17 protein-coding genes are annotated in these 16,387 nt (G+C 60.2%); 11 read left to right on the top strand and 6 right to left on the bottom strand.

Annotation, left to right across the window (positions count from 1 at the left end; all coding sequences use genetic code 11):
• Positions 1-32: 32 nt before the first annotated feature.
• On the top strand, positions 33-806 hold the full coding sequence (locus tag HAH_RS09000; RefSeq protein WP_014040644.1) for a DUF6517 family protein: 774 nt from the start codon (positions 33-35) through the stop codon (positions 804-806).
• 33 nt (positions 807-839) lie between these two features.
• On the opposite strand, the gene HAH_RS08995 is transcribed toward HAH_RS09000, so the two are convergent.
• The 4 genes from HAH_RS08995 to HAH_RS08980 all read right to left on the bottom strand — a co-directional run bounded on the left by HAH_RS08995 (position 840) and on the right by HAH_RS08980 (position 5,055).
• A complete protein-coding gene (locus tag HAH_RS08995) occupies positions 840-2,492 on the bottom strand; it encodes a long-chain fatty acid--CoA ligase (protein WP_023843311.1) in 1,653 nt (550 codons plus the stop codon).
• A gap of 102 nt (positions 2,493-2,594) precedes the next feature.
• On the bottom strand, positions 2,595-3,197 hold the full coding sequence (locus HAH_RS08990) for a chemotaxis protein CheC (protein WP_023843310.1): 603 nt from the start codon (positions 3,195-3,197) through the stop codon (positions 2,595-2,597).
• A gap of 101 nt (positions 3,198-3,298) precedes the next feature.
• On the bottom strand, positions 3,299-3,967 hold the full coding sequence (locus HAH_RS08985; RefSeq protein WP_014040642.1) for an O-methyltransferase: 669 nt from the start codon (positions 3,965-3,967) through the stop codon (positions 3,299-3,301).
• Between the two features lie 50 nt (positions 3,968-4,017).
• Positions 4,018-5,055, bottom strand: a complete 1,038-nt coding sequence (locus tag HAH_RS08980) for a DUF7504 family protein (RefSeq protein ID WP_014040641.1) — start codon at positions 5,053-5,055, stop codon at positions 4,018-4,020.
• Between the two features lie 198 nt (positions 5,056-5,253).
• On the opposite strand from HAH_RS08980, the gene HAH_RS19935 reads away from it, so the two are divergent.
• Positions 5,254-5,412 carry a hypothetical protein gene (locus tag HAH_RS19935; RefSeq protein WP_014040640.1) on the top strand — a complete coding sequence of 53 codons (159 nt, stop codon included), beginning with the start codon at positions 5,254-5,256 and terminating at the stop codon, positions 5,410-5,412.
• Positions 5,413-5,656: 244 nt separating this feature from the next.
• On the opposite strand, the gene HAH_RS08975 is transcribed toward HAH_RS19935, so the two are convergent.
• Positions 5,657-6,247 carry a thioredoxin family protein gene (locus tag HAH_RS08975; protein WP_014040638.1) on the bottom strand — a complete coding sequence of 197 codons (591 nt, stop codon included), beginning with the start codon at positions 6,245-6,247 and terminating at the stop codon, positions 5,657-5,659.
• A gap of 75 nt (positions 6,248-6,322) precedes the next feature.
• Positions 6,323-6,655, bottom strand: coding sequence for a hypothetical protein (locus HAH_RS08970; protein WP_014040637.1), 333 nt, complete (start codon positions 6,653-6,655; stop codon positions 6,323-6,325).
• Between the two features lie 117 nt (positions 6,656-6,772).
• Between HAH_RS08970 and HAH_RS08965 the strand changes: the two genes are divergently transcribed.
• The 9 genes from HAH_RS08965 (at position 6,773) to HAH_RS08925 (ending at position 16,327) form a co-directional block, all read left to right on the top strand.
• Positions 6,773-7,267 (top strand): Lrp/AsnC family transcriptional regulator, encoded by a 495-nt coding sequence (locus tag HAH_RS08965; RefSeq protein WP_008313373.1) that lies wholly within the window; start codon positions 6,773-6,775, stop codon positions 7,265-7,267.
• On the top strand, positions 7,264-8,409 hold the full coding sequence (locus tag HAH_RS08960; RefSeq protein WP_014040636.1) for a pyridoxal phosphate-dependent aminotransferase: 1,146 nt from the start codon (positions 7,264-7,266) through the stop codon (positions 8,407-8,409). Before HAH_RS08965 ends, HAH_RS08960 begins: the two co-directional genes overlap by 4 nt.
• A gap of 137 nt (positions 8,410-8,546) precedes the next feature.
• On the top strand, positions 8,547-11,039 hold the full coding sequence (locus HAH_RS08955) for a type II/IV secretion system ATPase subunit (protein WP_008313377.1): 2,493 nt from the start codon (positions 8,547-8,549) through the stop codon (positions 11,037-11,039).
• Positions 11,036-13,072 (top strand): type II secretion system F family protein, encoded by a 2,037-nt coding sequence (locus tag HAH_RS08950; RefSeq protein ID WP_014040635.1) that lies wholly within the window; start codon positions 11,036-11,038, stop codon positions 13,070-13,072. The genes HAH_RS08955 and HAH_RS08950 overlap by 4 nt, the downstream gene beginning before the upstream one ends.
• Before the next feature lie 58 nt (positions 13,073-13,130).
• Positions 13,131-13,652 carry a DUF7287 family protein gene (locus tag HAH_RS08945; RefSeq protein ID WP_044951885.1) on the top strand — a complete coding sequence of 174 codons (522 nt, stop codon included), beginning with the start codon at positions 13,131-13,133 and terminating at the stop codon, positions 13,650-13,652.
• A 2-nt stretch (positions 13,653-13,654) separates the two neighbouring features.
• Positions 13,655-14,227 carry a DUF7288 family protein gene (locus HAH_RS08940; protein ID WP_014040633.1) on the top strand — a complete coding sequence of 191 codons (573 nt, stop codon included), beginning with the start codon at positions 13,655-13,657 and terminating at the stop codon, positions 14,225-14,227.
• On the top strand, positions 14,221-15,111 hold the full coding sequence (locus HAH_RS08935) for a hypothetical protein (protein ID WP_014040632.1): 891 nt from the start codon (positions 14,221-14,223) through the stop codon (positions 15,109-15,111). Before HAH_RS08940 ends, HAH_RS08935 begins: the two co-directional genes overlap by 7 nt.
• A complete protein-coding gene (locus HAH_RS08930) occupies positions 15,111-15,575 on the top strand; it encodes a DUF7266 family protein (RefSeq protein WP_014040631.1) in 465 nt (154 codons plus the stop codon). The genes HAH_RS08935 and HAH_RS08930 overlap by 1 nt, the downstream gene beginning before the upstream one ends.
• Positions 15,572-16,327, top strand: coding sequence for a DUF7289 family protein (locus HAH_RS08925; RefSeq protein ID WP_023843308.1), 756 nt, complete (start codon positions 15,572-15,574; stop codon positions 16,325-16,327). Before HAH_RS08930 ends, HAH_RS08925 begins: the two co-directional genes overlap by 4 nt.
• Positions 16,328-16,387 lie beyond the last annotated feature (60 nt).

The raw sequence follows: 16,387 nt of genomic DNA, 5'->3' as shown, positions 1-16,387 counted from the left end.
ACGCTTTTCCATGGCTGTAGCCTTCCTCGGGCATGAACCGTCGAGACTACCTGCTTGCCGGAGCCACCCTCGGAACCGCCGGGCTTGCGGGGTGTTCGTTTCTGGCCGCGGCCGAGGCACCGCCACCGGACGTTCCGAAACAGCGCCTCGAAGACGGCGGCTGGACGCGAACGGACCAGTCCTCGGAAACAGTGTTCGACCGGAGCTACGGCCCGGTTTCGGTCGAGGCCGTCTCAAGTACGGTCCAGTACGTCGACGAACAGCTACAGGAACGCGTCGCCAGTCGTACCCTCGACCAGGTCCAGACTGCGCTCTCCGTGTTTTTCGCCACCCGCGTCGACTTCAGCCCGAATCTCGACAATCTCCCGGCTGGCGTGGGCCGCAAGGAACTGCTGGCAGAAGTCAGAACGAACGCCCGCGACAGCTTCGAACAGCAGATGGAAGCCCAGGGGTTGACCGATATCGAGAAAACCGGCGAGGGAACAATCGATATCGACACCGGCGAGACAGCCGAGACAGTCGAACTGTCTGCCGTGTACCCCTTCGAGGGAATTTCGTTCGACGTGACCGAGAACGAGGCCGTCGAGATACCGGCCAGCGACATCGACATCTCGGCGATGTTCGCCGTCTGGCACCACGGCGACTTCGTCATCATTTCCGGGGGCGCGTACCCGGCGCAGAACTTCGAACAGGTCGTCGAAAACGACCTGAGCGACGGCATCACGGTCACCGTCGATGTCGACCTCGGACTCCAGCCCGAAACCTATCGGACCGAAGTCCGGAATCTCGTCACTGGCGTCCAGTAACGCTACTGAGCGGCTGAAAACGCGCCAACTCCCCTATTCCGGCGCGGCGTCGTCAGGGACGCGACCTTCGACGAGCGATTCGTCGGCGTACTCGTCACGGAGCGACTTTTTGTCGAACTTTCCGGTTGCCGTCTTCGGAACCTCGTCGATGGTGACGAAGTTGTCCGGGACCCACCACTTGGGGTAGGACTCGAGGATGTACTCACGGAGTTCATCACCAAGCGTCTCCTCGTCGGCATCGGCCGTCGGAACGATCATCGCAAGTGGGCGTTCCTGCCAGCGCTCGTGCGGGACACCGATGACTGCCGCTTCGTTCACGTCGTCGTGGGCGATCAGTTCGTTTTCCAGTTCGAGCGAGGAGATCCACTCCCCGCCGCTCTTGATGACGTCTTTCGCCCGGTCGACGATCTTGATGTAGCCGTCCTCGTCGACGGACACCACGTCACCGGTCTTCAGATAGCCGTCCTCGAACTCCTGTTCGTTCGCTTCCGGCCGCTTGAAGTACTCCGTCGTCACCCACGGCCCGCGGATGTGGAGTTCGCCGAAGTCCTCCCCGTTGTGCGGGACCTCGTTGCCGTTGTCGTCGATGACACGGAACTCCAGCCCGGGCGCGATGAGTCCCTGCTTCGCCCGCTTGTCCAGTTGCGTCTGGTAGTCGGCGTCCTCCAGGTCGCTCCGCAGGGACGCCACCGCACCCACCGGGGCCGTCTCGGTCATCCCCCAGGCGTGGACGAGTTCCACGTCGCGGTCGTCGAAGAACCGGATCATCGCTTCGGGCGCGGCGCTTCCGCCGACGATGAGCCGTTCGAGCGACGAGAGGTCGACGTCGTTTTCCTTGATGTACTCCATCAGCCCCAGCCAGACGGTCGGGACGCCGGCGGTGACGGTGACGTCCTCCTCTTCGATGAGCTTCGCGAGGTCCGCCGGTTCCGGCTGTGGGCCGGGGTAGACGTGCTTGGCCCCGCCCGCAGTTGCCGAAAACGGGAGTCCCCACGCGTTGACGTGGAACATCGGGACGACGGGCATCATGACGTCGTCGTCGTCGAGTGGAATCCCCTGTGGCGACTGGATCGCCATCGTGTGGCTCCACAGCATCTGCTGGGTGTACTCGACACCTTTCGGTCGTCCGGTCGTCCCGGAGGTGTAACAGAGGCCTGCGGGCCGCTCTTCTTCCAGTTCTGGCCAGTCGTACTCCGTCGGCTGGTCGGCGATGAACGACTCGTAGGCGACGGCATCGAGGTCCGTCTCGGGGACGGACTCGCTCATCACGATGAACTGCTCGACCGTTTCGAAGGACTCGGGGTCATCGGTGGCGGCACCTTCGAGTTTCGGCAGGAGCGATTCGTCGACGAAAATGAGTTCGTCCTGTGCGTCGTTGACGATGTACTGGATGTGTTCGTCTGGCAGGAGCGGATTGATAGTGTGTAGCTGCGCACCGGTTCCCGGTACCCCGAAGTATGTCTCGAAGTGCCGGCTGTGGTTCCAGCAGAACGTCCCGAGCCGTTCACCGTCGCCGTAGCCGGCTTCTTCGATCGCGTTCGCTAACTGTGCCGTCCGTTCGGCATATTCGGCGTAGTCGTGGCGGACGATGCCCTCGTGGGTACGAGAGACGACCACTGTGTCCGGATACAGTGTTTCTGCACGCCACAAGAACGGTCGTAGAGTTTGCGGGCTGCCTCCTGGCATATCATGACGCAAGGGCCCACGGTACAAGAAACACTGCTAAATCTTTCATGAGGGACAAGGAGTTCATCCGCAGTTCCCGCCGCCAGAATAAGTTCGGACCGCTTACACTTCGATTTCCTGCATCAGGTCGACCAGCTCTTCCAGTTCCGGAAACGTGTACACTTTCACGTTGATGTTAGACTCCAGCGCGTGGACGCGGGAATCGAACATCAGCGCCATCTCGTTGTCCCGGTCGCCGACGAGCTGGTCCACCATCCCACTCCCGGGGCCGAACGTGAAGTTCGGCGTAGAGATGTCGATGGTCGTATCGAGGACGTTCGCCCAGCCATCGATGAAGCCGCTGGTCATGATGTTGCCGATCTCCTGAATCGCCGAGCGCTCCATGTCGGTGAAGCCGTCGGCATTGGGGTCCGTTTCCCCCATATCGCCGATCATCCCAGTGGCGAGGTCCTTCGCACTGGCGGCGTTGAACAGGAACAGGATGTGCCCGTGGGGCTTTTCCACCATTTCGATACTGATACCGATCTGCTTCTCGTCGCCGACGTGCGTTTTGATATCGGGGATATCGATGAAGTTGATCTTCGTGATCTCCATCTCCGTCTCCATCCCTGTCATCTGGCTGAGGTGGTTCGCAACGGTGTTACCGCCCTCTTTAGCCATCTGATTGAACAACCCGAGCTTCCGAATATCTATCATCAGACTCATTCGTTAGGACCAGCGTTGCCGCTGAGTTGTGTGTCCTCATACATAAGCTATGCACCCGCATTTTCGTCGGCGAGAATCGGAGCGTGTTGATACCGCTTTGCTCACTCCACGCGGACGCTCACAGCGACGCCCTCGCCGAGCGGCAGCAATCCGGTCTCGAACGCCGGGTCGTCGCCGACGCGTTCGAGATAGGTGGCGATGCCGCGACTCGTTTCGTTGGCGTCGATGTCGCCGCCGTCCAGCAACGCCTGTACCTCCTCGAACTCCAGCGGCCCGGCCTCGATCATATTGTCGGCGACCACGGCCCCACCGACCGGCACTTTCCGGCGGACAGCCTCAAATGCTTCCGCATAGCGGTGTTTCTCGTTGTCGACGAGCACCACGTCGAAGGGGCCGTCGTAGTTCTCGACGGTTTCGATTGCGTCCCCGTGCTCGAAAGCGGCCCGGTCGGCGAATCCGCCGCGGTCGAGGAACTCTCGGGCTTCCTCCAGTTCGTCGGCGTCAATCTCCGTCAGGACGATCTGCCCGTCGTCGGACACCGCGGGGGCCATCCAGTACGCGGAGTACCCGAAGCCGGAGCCGAACTCGAAGATACGGTCGGCGTCGACCATCCGGGCGACGAGGCGAAGCCAGCCACCGACTGCGGGACCGACCGTCGGGAACCCTTCCCGGTCGGCTTTGGCGTCCATCTCCTCTATGACCGGATCGCTGGCCGGCGCTATCGTACGGGCGAATTGCTCTGTGACATCGGGGAGCGGGGTTTCGTCCATACCGGGCTATGCCGGTAGGGACGACATAAATGAGTGGGTCGGGACCGGAATTAGCCGAGTTCGAGGCGCTCGACGTACTGGATGACCGACTCCAGCGCGGGATTGGGGTAGTACTCGACGGTGTTGGCCGCTGTCTCGTACGAGAGAATTCCGAGGTCGTCCAGCCGCGGCAGGTGATTGTGTGCCAGCGACACGCCCACTTCGTCGCGTGATTTGGGGGTCGCTCTGGCCGGGATGGCCTTCTCGCGTTCGTAGACGCGGTCGACGAGGTCGTCCAGTGGGACCTCGGCGTCCGACCGGTCTTTCAGGTGATACAGGAGACTGCGTCGCCGCGGAGCGGAGATCAGTTCCAGTACCTGGTCAAACGAGTAGGGTATCGGAATCGTTTCGGGCTCTTCCGGGTCGCCCTTCTTGACGCCACCAGGTGGGGCGACGGTGTCCCGAAACGTCGGCATCTCCTCCGCGTCTTTTGATGCTGTGACGGTCCAGCCGTGGTCCGGGAGGTACTCGTACACGACGTCATACAGCGGCCGAAACATCTCGATTGTCTCCTCCGTATGGGCCTCCGGGTCCATGTGGTGGTGGCCGGAGACGTCCATCTCGGCACATTGTCGGTTCAACGCGGTCACCAGCGCGATGACGCGGTCACGTTCCCAGGACTCAAGCAGTCCAGTAAGCGAATGCAGGCACAGAAGCAGCGGTGCATCTGCCTGTTCCAGTCGGCCGAGATGGCGAGAGACGGCCGCTCCGATGTCTATCGGCTCCACTGTCGAGGGAAGGGTATCAAGCGTCAATGAGGGAAATGCGCCAGACGCCGCTGCCTGCGAGTTAGCCGGTAACTCGCTGCCGGCGTCGACGATAATCGCCTCTTCCGGCATCTCGTCGTCGAGGTGCTGCTGCCACAGCGAGAGGCGGGAATCGGGGGACTCAGACACTGTGACACAGATGGCCTTCGAGTCACTGACTCCCTGTTCAGTCAGGAATCCGGCACACCCCTCTCGTTCGGCGTCGCTCGAACCGCGTGCCAGTACCAATACGGACGCGGCCTCGCTCAGAGGCTGGTCCACTGTCCCACTCCCGGAGTCCATTGCGTACTGTATCGTATCAGGAACCATAAACCCATCAACAAATAAGCGTTCCCTTGATATAGGGTAACATTCAATCAGGAACCGCTCGAAAATGAGGCACTGTCCGGATCGGCCCCCTCTATGTGAGCGGGTCTCAGGGCGTGTCCCGGACAGTCTCGATTCCGAGGATTTTTGCAGTACTACGGCGTATTACTTACTATGCCAATCATGTCGAGTAGCGACTTTTCTATCCACATCGAGGAGTGTGATGAGTTTGACGACGGGATGCCGATAAGTTCGCTTCCGGACGAGGTCACGTCTATCGACGACCTCGACTGTGAGTGCTGGAGCGGGTTCGAGTCGCTAGACGAAATCTAACGACGGGCTCTACGGTCTGGGTGCCAGAAGGCAGCCTCGGTCGATCGATCTTCAAGCACCTTGCCGACGACCGTCTCCACGTCGTGGATGAGCTTCTTGATGATATATGCTGACGGCTGTCCCACCACTGCATAAAAATGGCCGTAGCTAGGAGTGTCTTGCTTGAAACACGTCTTCTGGATCACCGATTCACTCCGGGCGACGCACTCGTCTCGAAGGCACTGCTCACGCTGGGCCGCCCCGATCAGGCGTCCCAGTACGCCGGTTCGTTGCCGGGCTTCCACTTTATCGAACAGCCTCTGGACGGTTTTTCAGCGGCTGTAATCTGGTCGCCATCGAGCAACGTTTCGACGTGTGCGGCCATCTCCCGCTCGCTGGGTTCGTCGTCCGGGTTCGGCGCGTCGTCGAGGCGGCCGTGATACGCCAGTTTGAACGTCCCGCCGTCGTTGTGAAACAGGAACGGATCGGGGGTACAGCGGGCGCCGTACGCGGCCGCGACCTCCTGGGTCTCGTCGAACAGATACGCGTCGTACTGTATCTCGCCGCGCTCGACGAGTTCCTGCATCCGCTCGAAGGAGTCGTCGGGGTACTCCTCGGGGTCGTTGGCATTGATCCCGACGACAGCGAGGTCGTCATACTCCGTCGCGAGCCGGTTTAGCTCGTCAATCTTCGCTTTCGCGTACGGACAGTGATTGCAGGTGAATACGACCAGTAGTGCGTCCTTGTCCGCGAAATCCGACAGTGAGTACGTCGCCCCGTCCGCTCCCGGGAGTTCGAACGGCGGTGCTTCGTCCCCACGCCCGAGCACGTCGGACTCCGAATCGAGTGAAACCATCGCTCCCTACTACGACTGTCGCCGCTAAAAGTCCATGGACGCGCTACACTGACTTCCGAAACGACCGCTTTTTGGTCAACTGTCCGCTTCTTCCGACGTCGCTGCCGCAGTATCGAAGGCTTTCGCTGCCTCGAACGCGGCGCTCCCGTCGTCAACGGAGAACAGCGTCTCTTTCCCCTCCGCCTCGTGTTTTTCCAGTAATCCGACCGTCACCAGTTCTTCGAGCGTCCCGTCGAGGTACAGCGTCTTCAGCGGCACACCGGCTGCCTCGCTCAAGGCTGTTTTCGTATACGTTTCGTCCGCATCGAGGCGGAGTATCGTGTCAATAACTGTCGCCGCCTTGTCGTGGTTCGAGATGTGTGCCCATCCCGTGTCAGAACCAGCCCGCTGGCCACCCTCTTCGAACATTAGTCGACACCTAACCGTCAGAGATATTAAAACTGTCTGGTGTATTTCCGACCGAATGGTGTGACGCTCTCTCACTATTGAGCAAGGCTTTTGTCCGCGTCACTCTCCTGGCACTGTATGAGCAGTCGCCGCGAGATACTCGACCTGCTACGGGAGAACGCTCGCTACACGACCGAGGACATCGCTCGGTTGACTGATTACTCCGAGAGCGAGGTAGCCGAGGCTATCGAGGAGTTCGAGGAGGCAGGTGTTATCCGCGGCTACGGGGCAGTCGTCGACTGGAACGCCGTCGAGACCGACGAGGAGCGCGTTCGCGCCACCGTCGAACTCAACGTCACACTGGACCGTGAGACCAGCTACGACGACATCTCCGACCGGATCGCGAAGTTTCCGGAAGTGACCTCGCTTCGCCTCGTCAGCGGTGACTACGACTTCGACCTGGAGGTCGAGGGCGATTCGATGCGCGAAGTGTCGCATTTCATCAGCGACAAAATCGCGCCGATTCCCGAGATCACGCAGACGGTAACCCACTACATCATGGAGTCGTACAAGGAGCAGGGGATGGAGTTCGACGACCACGACGACGACGACCGCCTGTCCGTCTCACCATGACATTCGAAGCAGCGGACAGAGTCGACAGCGTGCCGCCCTCGGGTATCAGGCGGTTCTTCGAACTGGCCGAGGAGATGGACGACATCATCTCGCTCGGGGTCGGGGAACCGGACTTCTCGGCCCCGTGGGCCGCCCGCGAAGCCGCTATCGCGTCGCTCGAACGCGGCCAGACCTCGTACACCGCCAACCGCGGGAAGCGGGAACTCCGGGAACGCATCGCGGACTACGAGGCGGCGACGCACAATCTCCAGTACGACCCCGACGAGGAAATCCTCGTCACGGCGGGCGCGAGCGAGGGGCTCGACCTCGCCTTCCGGGCGCTGCTAAACCCCGGCGATTCCATCGCTATCGCCCAGCCCTGCTACGTCTCGTACGTCCCCGGCGCGACGTTCGCCGGGATCGACGTTATCGACGTTCCGACACGCGCGGAAGACGAGTTCAAACTCACCCGAGAGGTGCTGGAATCGTCCGGCGCGGCCGAGGCCGACGCGCTCGTGTACTGCTATCCGAACAACCCCACCGGTGCGACGATGACGGCCGAGGAGATGGCGTCTGTCGCGGCGTTCTGTCGTGAAAACGACCTCCTCGTGTTCGCCGACGAGATCTACGCCGATCTCACGTACGAACACGACCACACGTCTATCGCTACCCTCCCCGGGATGCGTGAGCGGACCGTCGTGTTCAACGGCTTCTCGAAGGCGTTCGCCATGACGGGGTTCAGACTCGGGTACGCGATGGCCCCGCCGGAGGCCATCGAGGCCATGAACCGCATCCATCAGTACTCGATGCTATCGGCCCCAACGACGGCCCAGCACGCCGCTATCGAGGCGCTGGACAACTGCCGCGACGAGGTCACAGACATGGCCGCCCAGTACGACCGCCGACGGAAGTACGTCCTCACACGCTTCGAAGAGATGGGACTGGACTGCTTCCCAGCGGCTGGAGCCTTCTACGCGTTCCCGGAATGTCCATGGGACGATGCCGGCGAGTTCGCCGAGAGTCTGCTGCAGGAAAAGCGGGTCGCAGTCGTACCCGGAACTGCCTTTGGTGAGGGCGGGTCGGGCCACCTGCGAGTGTCGTACGCGACCGGTCTCGACGATCTCAAAGAAGCGATGGCCCGGATCGAATCATTCCTTAATTGACAATTAATATCGGCGAAACATTCAGTATGGTCCACTTACTACCGTAAGGAGACCGTGATACGAACAACCGGAACTTCTTTTTCATCGACATTTGGTGGGGATAAAGTTTTTTCCTGCCTAACTGGAGATGAATAACAATGGCTATCGATGATACTGGGGGAGGTGAGTCGGATCAGGTCAACGGTGGGGGGAACCTGACTGACGAGCCTGTACGGGTCGGCGAATACACATGGGACGATCTCCGGCGGGAGGTACACGATGGGGGACGGTTCGACCGGAGCGTGTACCTCGGCTTCGAGCCGAGAGAACTCAGTCAGCGTCTCGAAGACGCGGCAAGTGCCGGTAAAACACTGCAAGCGCCGTTCGAGGAGTATCTCGACCCAACCACGACACCAGTCGCGAAAGACATCTACACATGGGAGCATTTCAAACAGGAGTACTATTACGAGGACGGCAGTCTCCCCCGTGACAGTGACGGCGAAGTCATCCCTTTCGACGAAAGTGAGTATCTGAACTTCGATCCCGAACACACGGAAAACAAGCTGTCCGCCGCCGAAGACATCGCCAGTGAACTGCACGAGTACGTCGACGAAAACACCGTCGACGTGAATCCGGAACTGGACGAAGACGAGTTCTTCTCGACACGAGACGGCCATACAACCGTCGTCAACCGTTACGACCTCGAAAAAGCCGTTCCCCAGTCGAAGAAATCTCACTTCAACGAACTAGAACGGTACTGGGTCAACAAGCCCTACGCCTGCGTCATCATCTTCCACTCACGGAAAGAGAACGAGAAGAAGTACTACGTCATCGAGCCGTATCTCACCGATATCGAGATCGACCTCCGAGAGTTCCTCTCGGGCAAGCTCAAGACCGCGATCAAGTACTCCGAGGACGATGTCATCGTCCAGGGGACCGACGCCGACCGAGCACAGGTCATCCAGCGGGAGGCCGAACAACTCCTCTCGCGGTACGACCTCTACAACGGCACAGTCTCCAGTAGCGGTGAAGAAAGCGTTCTCGGGCAGGTCAAGGAACTGTTCGGACTGGACGAGGAAACACAAAGTGAAACCACGGGCCAACTTTCCGGCATTTCGACACGGCCTGAGCCGGCTATCCTCGAAGACGACGACCCGAAGCTAAACGAGTATCAGGTCGAGAAGCTGCTGTACATGCTCAAGCGGGACTTCGTCGGCTACGCCCGCATCGACGGCGTCAAACACGACATCAACGTGGAGGACATCTCCTGTGACGGGTACAACTCCCGGGTGTTCGTCTATCACACCGACTACGAGCAGATCATTTCGAACGTCGAACACGGCGAGGGGGAACTCGACGACTTCGTCGTGAAACTCGCCCAGCGTTCCGGGAAGGGTATCTCGAAGCGCCAGCCCCAGGTCGACGCGACGCTGCCGGACGGGTCGCGTGCCCAGTTGACGCTGGGCCGGGAAGTGTCCGACCACGGGACGAACTACACCATCCGGCAGTTCAAGGACGTGCCCTTTACCCCGATCGACCTCATCAACTGGAACACCTTCTCGCTGGACGAGATGGCGTTCCTCTGGCTCTGTATCGAGAACAACAAGAGCCTGATCTTCGCCGGCGGTACTGCCTCGGGGAAGACGACGAGCCTGAACGCCGTCTCGCTGTTCATCCCGTCGAACTCCAAGATCGTCTCTATCGAGGACACGCGCGAGGTTGAGCTACCCCAGCGGAACTGGGTGGCAAGCGTCACGCGCCCCTCCTTCGGTGAGGACGACAAGGGCGACGTCGACGAGTTCGACCTGCTTGAGGCCGCACTCCGTCAGCGCCCTGACTACATCGTCATGGGTGAGATCCGTGGCGAGGAAGGCCGGACGCTGTTTCAGGTCATGTCGACCGGCCACACCACCTACACCACGTTCCACGCCGACTCCGTCGGCGAGGTCATCAAGCGGTTCACGACCGAACCTATCAACGTCTCGAAAACGCTGTTTACAGCGCTCGACCTCGTGTCGATTCAGACCCAGACGCGGGTCGATGGCAACAAGGTCCGCCGGAACAAGTCCCTGACCGAAATCAACGAGTACTCCGCCGAGAACGACGAGATCAACGTCCGGGACGTGTACGAGTGGCGCGCCGAGACGGACGAGTACATCCAGATGGGGAACTCGAACACACTCGAAGAGATCAAGTTCGACCGCGGGTGGACCCAGGATAAACTCGACGAGGAACTGTTCAAGCGCAAGGTCGTCCTCGCATACCTCATCGAGAAGGGGCTGAACACCTACACGCAGGTCGCGGCGACCATCCAGGCGTTCATCAACGACCCCGACACCATTCTCACGCTCATCGCCAACGACCAGCTCGAACTGTCGCTCGAGGACCTCCGGGAGATGGAATCTGTCAAGATCGATATCGACCCGGAAAAAGAGGAGATGGTGCCCCGGCCGGACGCGCCGCCGGAAATGGTCGAGGAGACAAAGCAGGTGCTCGACAACGCACAGCCGCTGTTCAACACGTACAAGAGCCGCGAAACGCCGGACATCGTCTCGGCGCTGATGGACGATTCCGAGGAAAGCGCTGACGAAGACAGCATCGACTTCGGCCAGTTCGTTCCGAAGGCCGGAGCGGAGGCAGATAGCGAATGAGCCTCGACACCCCGAGTCAGCAACAGGTGGGCAGCGGCGGTGCCCTCGGTGACACGTTCTACCCGGCGTACCAGATGGTGTTCGACGACGAGGGCGACTTCGTCAACAGCGTCGAGAACAAACTCGCGGAGGCCCGGATGGCCGACAACGTCGAGATGTTCCTCGCACGCGCACTCGCGGTCGGCGTCATCGCGGGCCTCGCACTGTGGCTCGTCGGCACGTTCCTCGGCTATCTGCTGGTCCAGTTGCTGTTTGCCGGTGGGGAAGCGCCGACGCTCATCGGAATTCCGGTGTCTGAGAGCGTCTCAGAGATTCTGGCCGTGCTGAAACTCCCCTTCCTCGTCATCGTGACCGGCTTCGTCTTCGGCGCCATCGGGTTCGGTATCGGCTTTGGCTCGCTTGTCTCGATTCCGTATTTCCGTGCGAGCGCGCGCGAGCGCGAAATCAACGTCTTGTTGTCCGACTCGATCTCGTTCATGTATGCGCTGTCCGTGGGCGGGCTCAATCAACTCGAAATCCTGCAGTCGATGGGGAAGGCTGAAGACACGTACGGTGAGGTCGCAAAGGAGTTCCAGTCTATCGTACTGGAGACGGAGTATTTCGATACCGACTACCGGACCGCTGTCCGGAACCAGGCGCTGCAGACTCCGTCGGACGAACTGTCGCAGTTCCTGACGGACATGCTCTCTATTATCAACTCCGGCGGGGACATGACTTCCTTCCTCGAAGACCAGAAGGAAAAGCACATGCGAACCGCCCGGCAGGAACAGGAGAAGATGCTGGAGACGCTGGAACTGTTCGGCGAGATGTACATGACGCTCTCGCTGTTCCCGCTGCTTCTCATCATCATTCTGGTCATCATGTCGATGATGGGGAACGCCCAGAAGTCGCTCATCTACGGCACCGTGTACGGGCTGATTCCCCTGACGGGTCTGGGCTTTCTCGTCCTCGTCTCGACTGTCACGCAGGACTCCATCGGGGACGGCTATCTGCGTTCGAGTCCCGGCGAGAAGGAACTCGTCGTCGACGAAGGTGTCGGCGTGTTCAACCTCGGACTCATCGAGAGCTACACGGGTACCTACAGCGTCTTCGACCGGATCAAGAGCCGGGAAGGGACCCACGAACTCCTCGCCATCCTCACACGGCCCGACCTGTTCTTCCGTGACCACCCGCTGTTGGTGCTGTGGCTGACGGTGCCGCTGTCCATCCTTGCCATCGTCGCGGCTATCGTCATCGGCTGGGCTCCGTTATCGCTGGATGGAATGATCGCCGTCCCGGTCCGCTCGACGTTCTTCTGGGTGTACGTCCCGATGTACATCAACTTCATCCCGCTGATGATCTTCTACGAGTGGAACCAGCGTTCGCGGAAGGCGATAATCGGGAAACTCTCGGAGAACCTCCGGAAGCTCGCGTCAGCCAACGACACCGGAATGACGCTGCTGGAGTCGGTCAAGGTGGTTTCCGAGACGTCCTCTGGAAAGCTCTCCGAGGAGTTCGAGACCATCCACGCAAAGGTCAACTACGGAACGAGCCTGAAAGACGCGCTCCGGGAATTTAACAACAAGTACAACGTCCCACGACTGGCCCGGACGGTCAAGCTTATCGCGGAGGCACAGGAGGCCTCCAGCCAGATTCAGGACGTACTCTCGACGGCCGCTCAGGCCTCGGAGAACCAGGACGACATCGAGCGGGAGCGCAAATCCCGGACGCGGATGCAGACGGTCATCATCCTGATGACCTACCTGACGCTTTTGGGCGTGATGGCGCTGCTAAAGACACAGTTCCTCGATGTGATGTCGGGGCTGGCGACGCAGGCCTCCGGGTCAAGCAGTTCGAGCGCGCCCGGCGGTGGGTTCGGTGGCAGTGTCGACACGGAACTGCTGTCGATGCTGTTCTTCCACGCGGTGACGCTGCAGGCACTGCTGTCGTCGTTTATCGCCGGCTACATTCGGGAAGTGAAGCTCGTCGCCGGCGTAAAGTTCGCAGTCGTCCTGTCGACGATTGCACTGGTGGTGTGGATCGCCGTGGGATAGCGGCCCCACTCGCGGTTCGACAGCGGACGTATCAGACAGAAAATAGGGTGTGTGGGATATGGATACAAGAGCACAAACACCGCAGGACTTCGCCGTAGGGGTGAGCGTCCTGCTCGTGACGATAATCGGGGTATTGGCCTTCGTACAGGGAAGTGCGGTCGGCGTGTACGAATCCCCAGACGTACAGCGTAACCAACCAATTGCGGACAGGGCGGGGACGTACCTCGTCGAAAACTACTCCGTCGACGGGACGCGAAACCTCATTCGCTACAACACGAGTGGTGGGATCAATGCGTCCCTCAACGCGGACACAGATCTCAGCGGTCTCAAGGAGAAAGCCGGACTCGACGTCGCGACGGAGCGCCGCGTGAACCCGCGGGTGAACGTAACGGTGGTCAACGCGTCATCGCTCAAAGCAGGGACACGGGACCCGGCAGTTGATGACCACGACCAGCGGCTCGCTTGGGGGCCCGATGTCGCCGACAGAGACAACGTCGCAACGACGTCTCGCGTGGTGAAACTGACCAACGCGACCGGCCAGTGCGACCCGGTCTGCTGGCTCGTCGTGAGGGTGTGGTAACGATGCGTGGCCAAGCCTATACGCTGGAAGGCGTTCTCGCGGCCATCGTCGTTGTGACGGCGACCGTCTACGGCCTGTCGGCAGTCGACACTGGCCCGTTCCAGACGGGTTCCCAGCAGCGGACAGCAGAACTGGAGAGTCGTGCGAGCGATACGCTATCACTGGCGGCAGAAACCGGTGCGCTGCACAACGCGACGGCGTGTTACAGCGTCGGAACGCCGACACTCAACGGCAATCAGACTGGCAGTTCCACCGAGTTCGAGATGATGTTGAACCAGACCTTCGACCGTCAGGGCGACCAGTACAATCTATACTTCAGTTACTGGGACTCGGATTCGGACGCGCGCCAGACTACCATCGTCTCGCAGGAAACAGACGCAAACGTTGCTGACCGGCCAGCCGACGCAGCCGTCGCGACCGAAACGGTGACGCTGACCGACGATATGCCCGCTCGAATCGGCGACTGCAGCGGGACCGGACCGCCCCTCTCGACCGTCGACGGGTATTTCGCTCCCGACGCGGAGCCCGACTCTATCGTCTACAACGTCGTGGAGGTGCGTCTGGTCGTATGGTAGCCAACGAGCGCGGACAACTGCTGTTGGTCGGTGGTATTGCTGTCGCTATCGTCGTGTTCAGCACGATTCTGTTTGCTCACAGTCTCGCGGTCACTGACGGTATCACGACTACCGGAAGTGCGGATACCATCGAGCGCACGGCTGACCGCGAAGCCTCTGTCGAGCGCGACCTCGGACAACTCGCGGCCCAAGCGCGTGGCGATGGCCTCGATGGATTCGAGGAGCGATACGAGTACGCGCTTCGGAACTACACGCGAACGCACAACCGGGTCGTCGCAAGCAGCGGCGGAACCTATCTCAACGCGACGCTGAACGAGTCGGCGTCGAAAGGGACAGAGGTGAACCGGACAGGTTCCTCTTCCGAATTCAAGCGACCAAACCCATCGGGTGGTGGTAACCGGAACGACTGGACGGTTGCGAACAGCGTCTCTCACATCGCGGTGTTCAATCTCACTGCGGACGTCGTCGGCGGCTCAACGAATACCTTCACTGTCGTCATTCGAAACGGCCCTGAGGACATGAAACTGTCAGTTGAACCGAGTACAAGTGATAGTGGAAACAACGTCACAGTCGACGGAAAAACGCAATGTCACGGCAACGGAGACGTCACTGTCGACCTCGCCGCCGGGTCATGCACTGTCGGAAGCAACAGCAGCTCCTTCGATAGCTATCACAGCCTCAACCCCCCGTACTCAGTTGAAATAAAGAACGGAAATAAGGCCGAAGGGCGGTACCAGTTTGCGGCAGTCGGGACGTTCCCGTCCTCGAACTATGCCGCTCCAGTTGCTCGTGTCAACTATCCAGTCGTCCCTGCCATCGACATGACTTACGACACACCGTCTGCGAGCTACAATCGAACAGTACTGGTGGAGGTCGACGACTGATGAACCTCGCCCGTTTCCTGTTTGACAGCCGCGGCGTCTCGCCGGCGGTCACGCAGGCACTCACTATCGGTATCACGTCGCTGCTGGTGACCGGCCTCCTCATCGGCGGGAGCCAGATGGTCGACTCACAGCGTGAGCGAGTGACTGAAGAAGCTCTGGAGAACGTCGGCGATGGTATCGCGCGCGACCTGATCCGCTTAGATGCGTTCGACACCGACACGCTCAACTCGACAGTATCGTTCCGTGCGATGTATCCCGAGCGCATCGCTGATCAGTCGTACAACGTCGAGGTCTCTCCTGATGCTTCGCGCACGCGTGTGTACGTGAACGCATCAGGACTGAATCGGTATGCTGTCGTCCGCTTCGAGAACGAAACTAATGTCTGCCCGTCTGTCGTCTCCAGTGGGCCCCTGGCTGTATCGTACAACCAGACAGCCGGCTGTATGGAGGTGACTCGCGGATGACTTCGCCGCTGTCAAGCCAAAGCGGTCACGACCGTGGTGTGTCCGACCTGCTCGCGTTTACGCTCACGTTCAGCATCATCATTACTGGGATTGCGCTGGTGACGCTTGGTGGGCTTGGGGCGTTCGATGCCATCCAACAGGGGGCGACAACCGATGTCGCAGAAACGTCGATGGTCGGGTTCGCGGAAACCACGGGCGACCACATTCAGGGCAACGCTCCACGACGGACCACGAGTATGAAACTCCAGGGTCACGGACTCTCCATCCGACCGTCGACGCTTAACGTAACTGTCGACGGGCAGTCAACGAATATTTCGACCGGAGCGTTCGTTCGGGAGACTGATTCGGGGACTGATATCGTCTACACCAGCGGTGCAGTGTACCGGGTCCAGCAGGAGGGGCTGGTCGTTTCACGGAAACCCCGCTTCCGGTGTAGCCCCGGAAGTGACAGTGTATACATCTCTGCCCTTTCCCTCGACGGAGAGACGGATTTCTCGTCGTCGAACCGCGTCACAATCGAGACCGCTATCCAGAACAAGACGCTTATTTCGCCACAGGCTGGCAAGTCACCGTCCGCGACAACCGTCTCGATCAACGTCTCGGAGACTGCATATCCGGATGCATGGCACCGCCTGTTCGAGCAGGAACTGTCGAACTGGTCGGGCCACTCGGAACCACACACCTACCAGTGTACTGGTGTCAGCCGCGCTGTCGTCCACAATACGACGGTCGATATCCGTACTGTCACCTAACGGCCTCTGTCTGCGGTGCATAGACCCGTCGCTGTAGGACTCAGTTCTGGACGGTGAGAA

The sequence above is a fragment of the Haloarcula hispanica ATCC 33960 genome (assembly GCF_000223905.1).
In the GTDB taxonomy this organism is placed as follows: Archaea; Halobacteriota; Halobacteria; order Halobacteriales; family Haloarculaceae; genus Haloarcula; species Haloarcula hispanica.
This window is presented reverse-complemented; position numbering and strand designations above follow the sequence as displayed.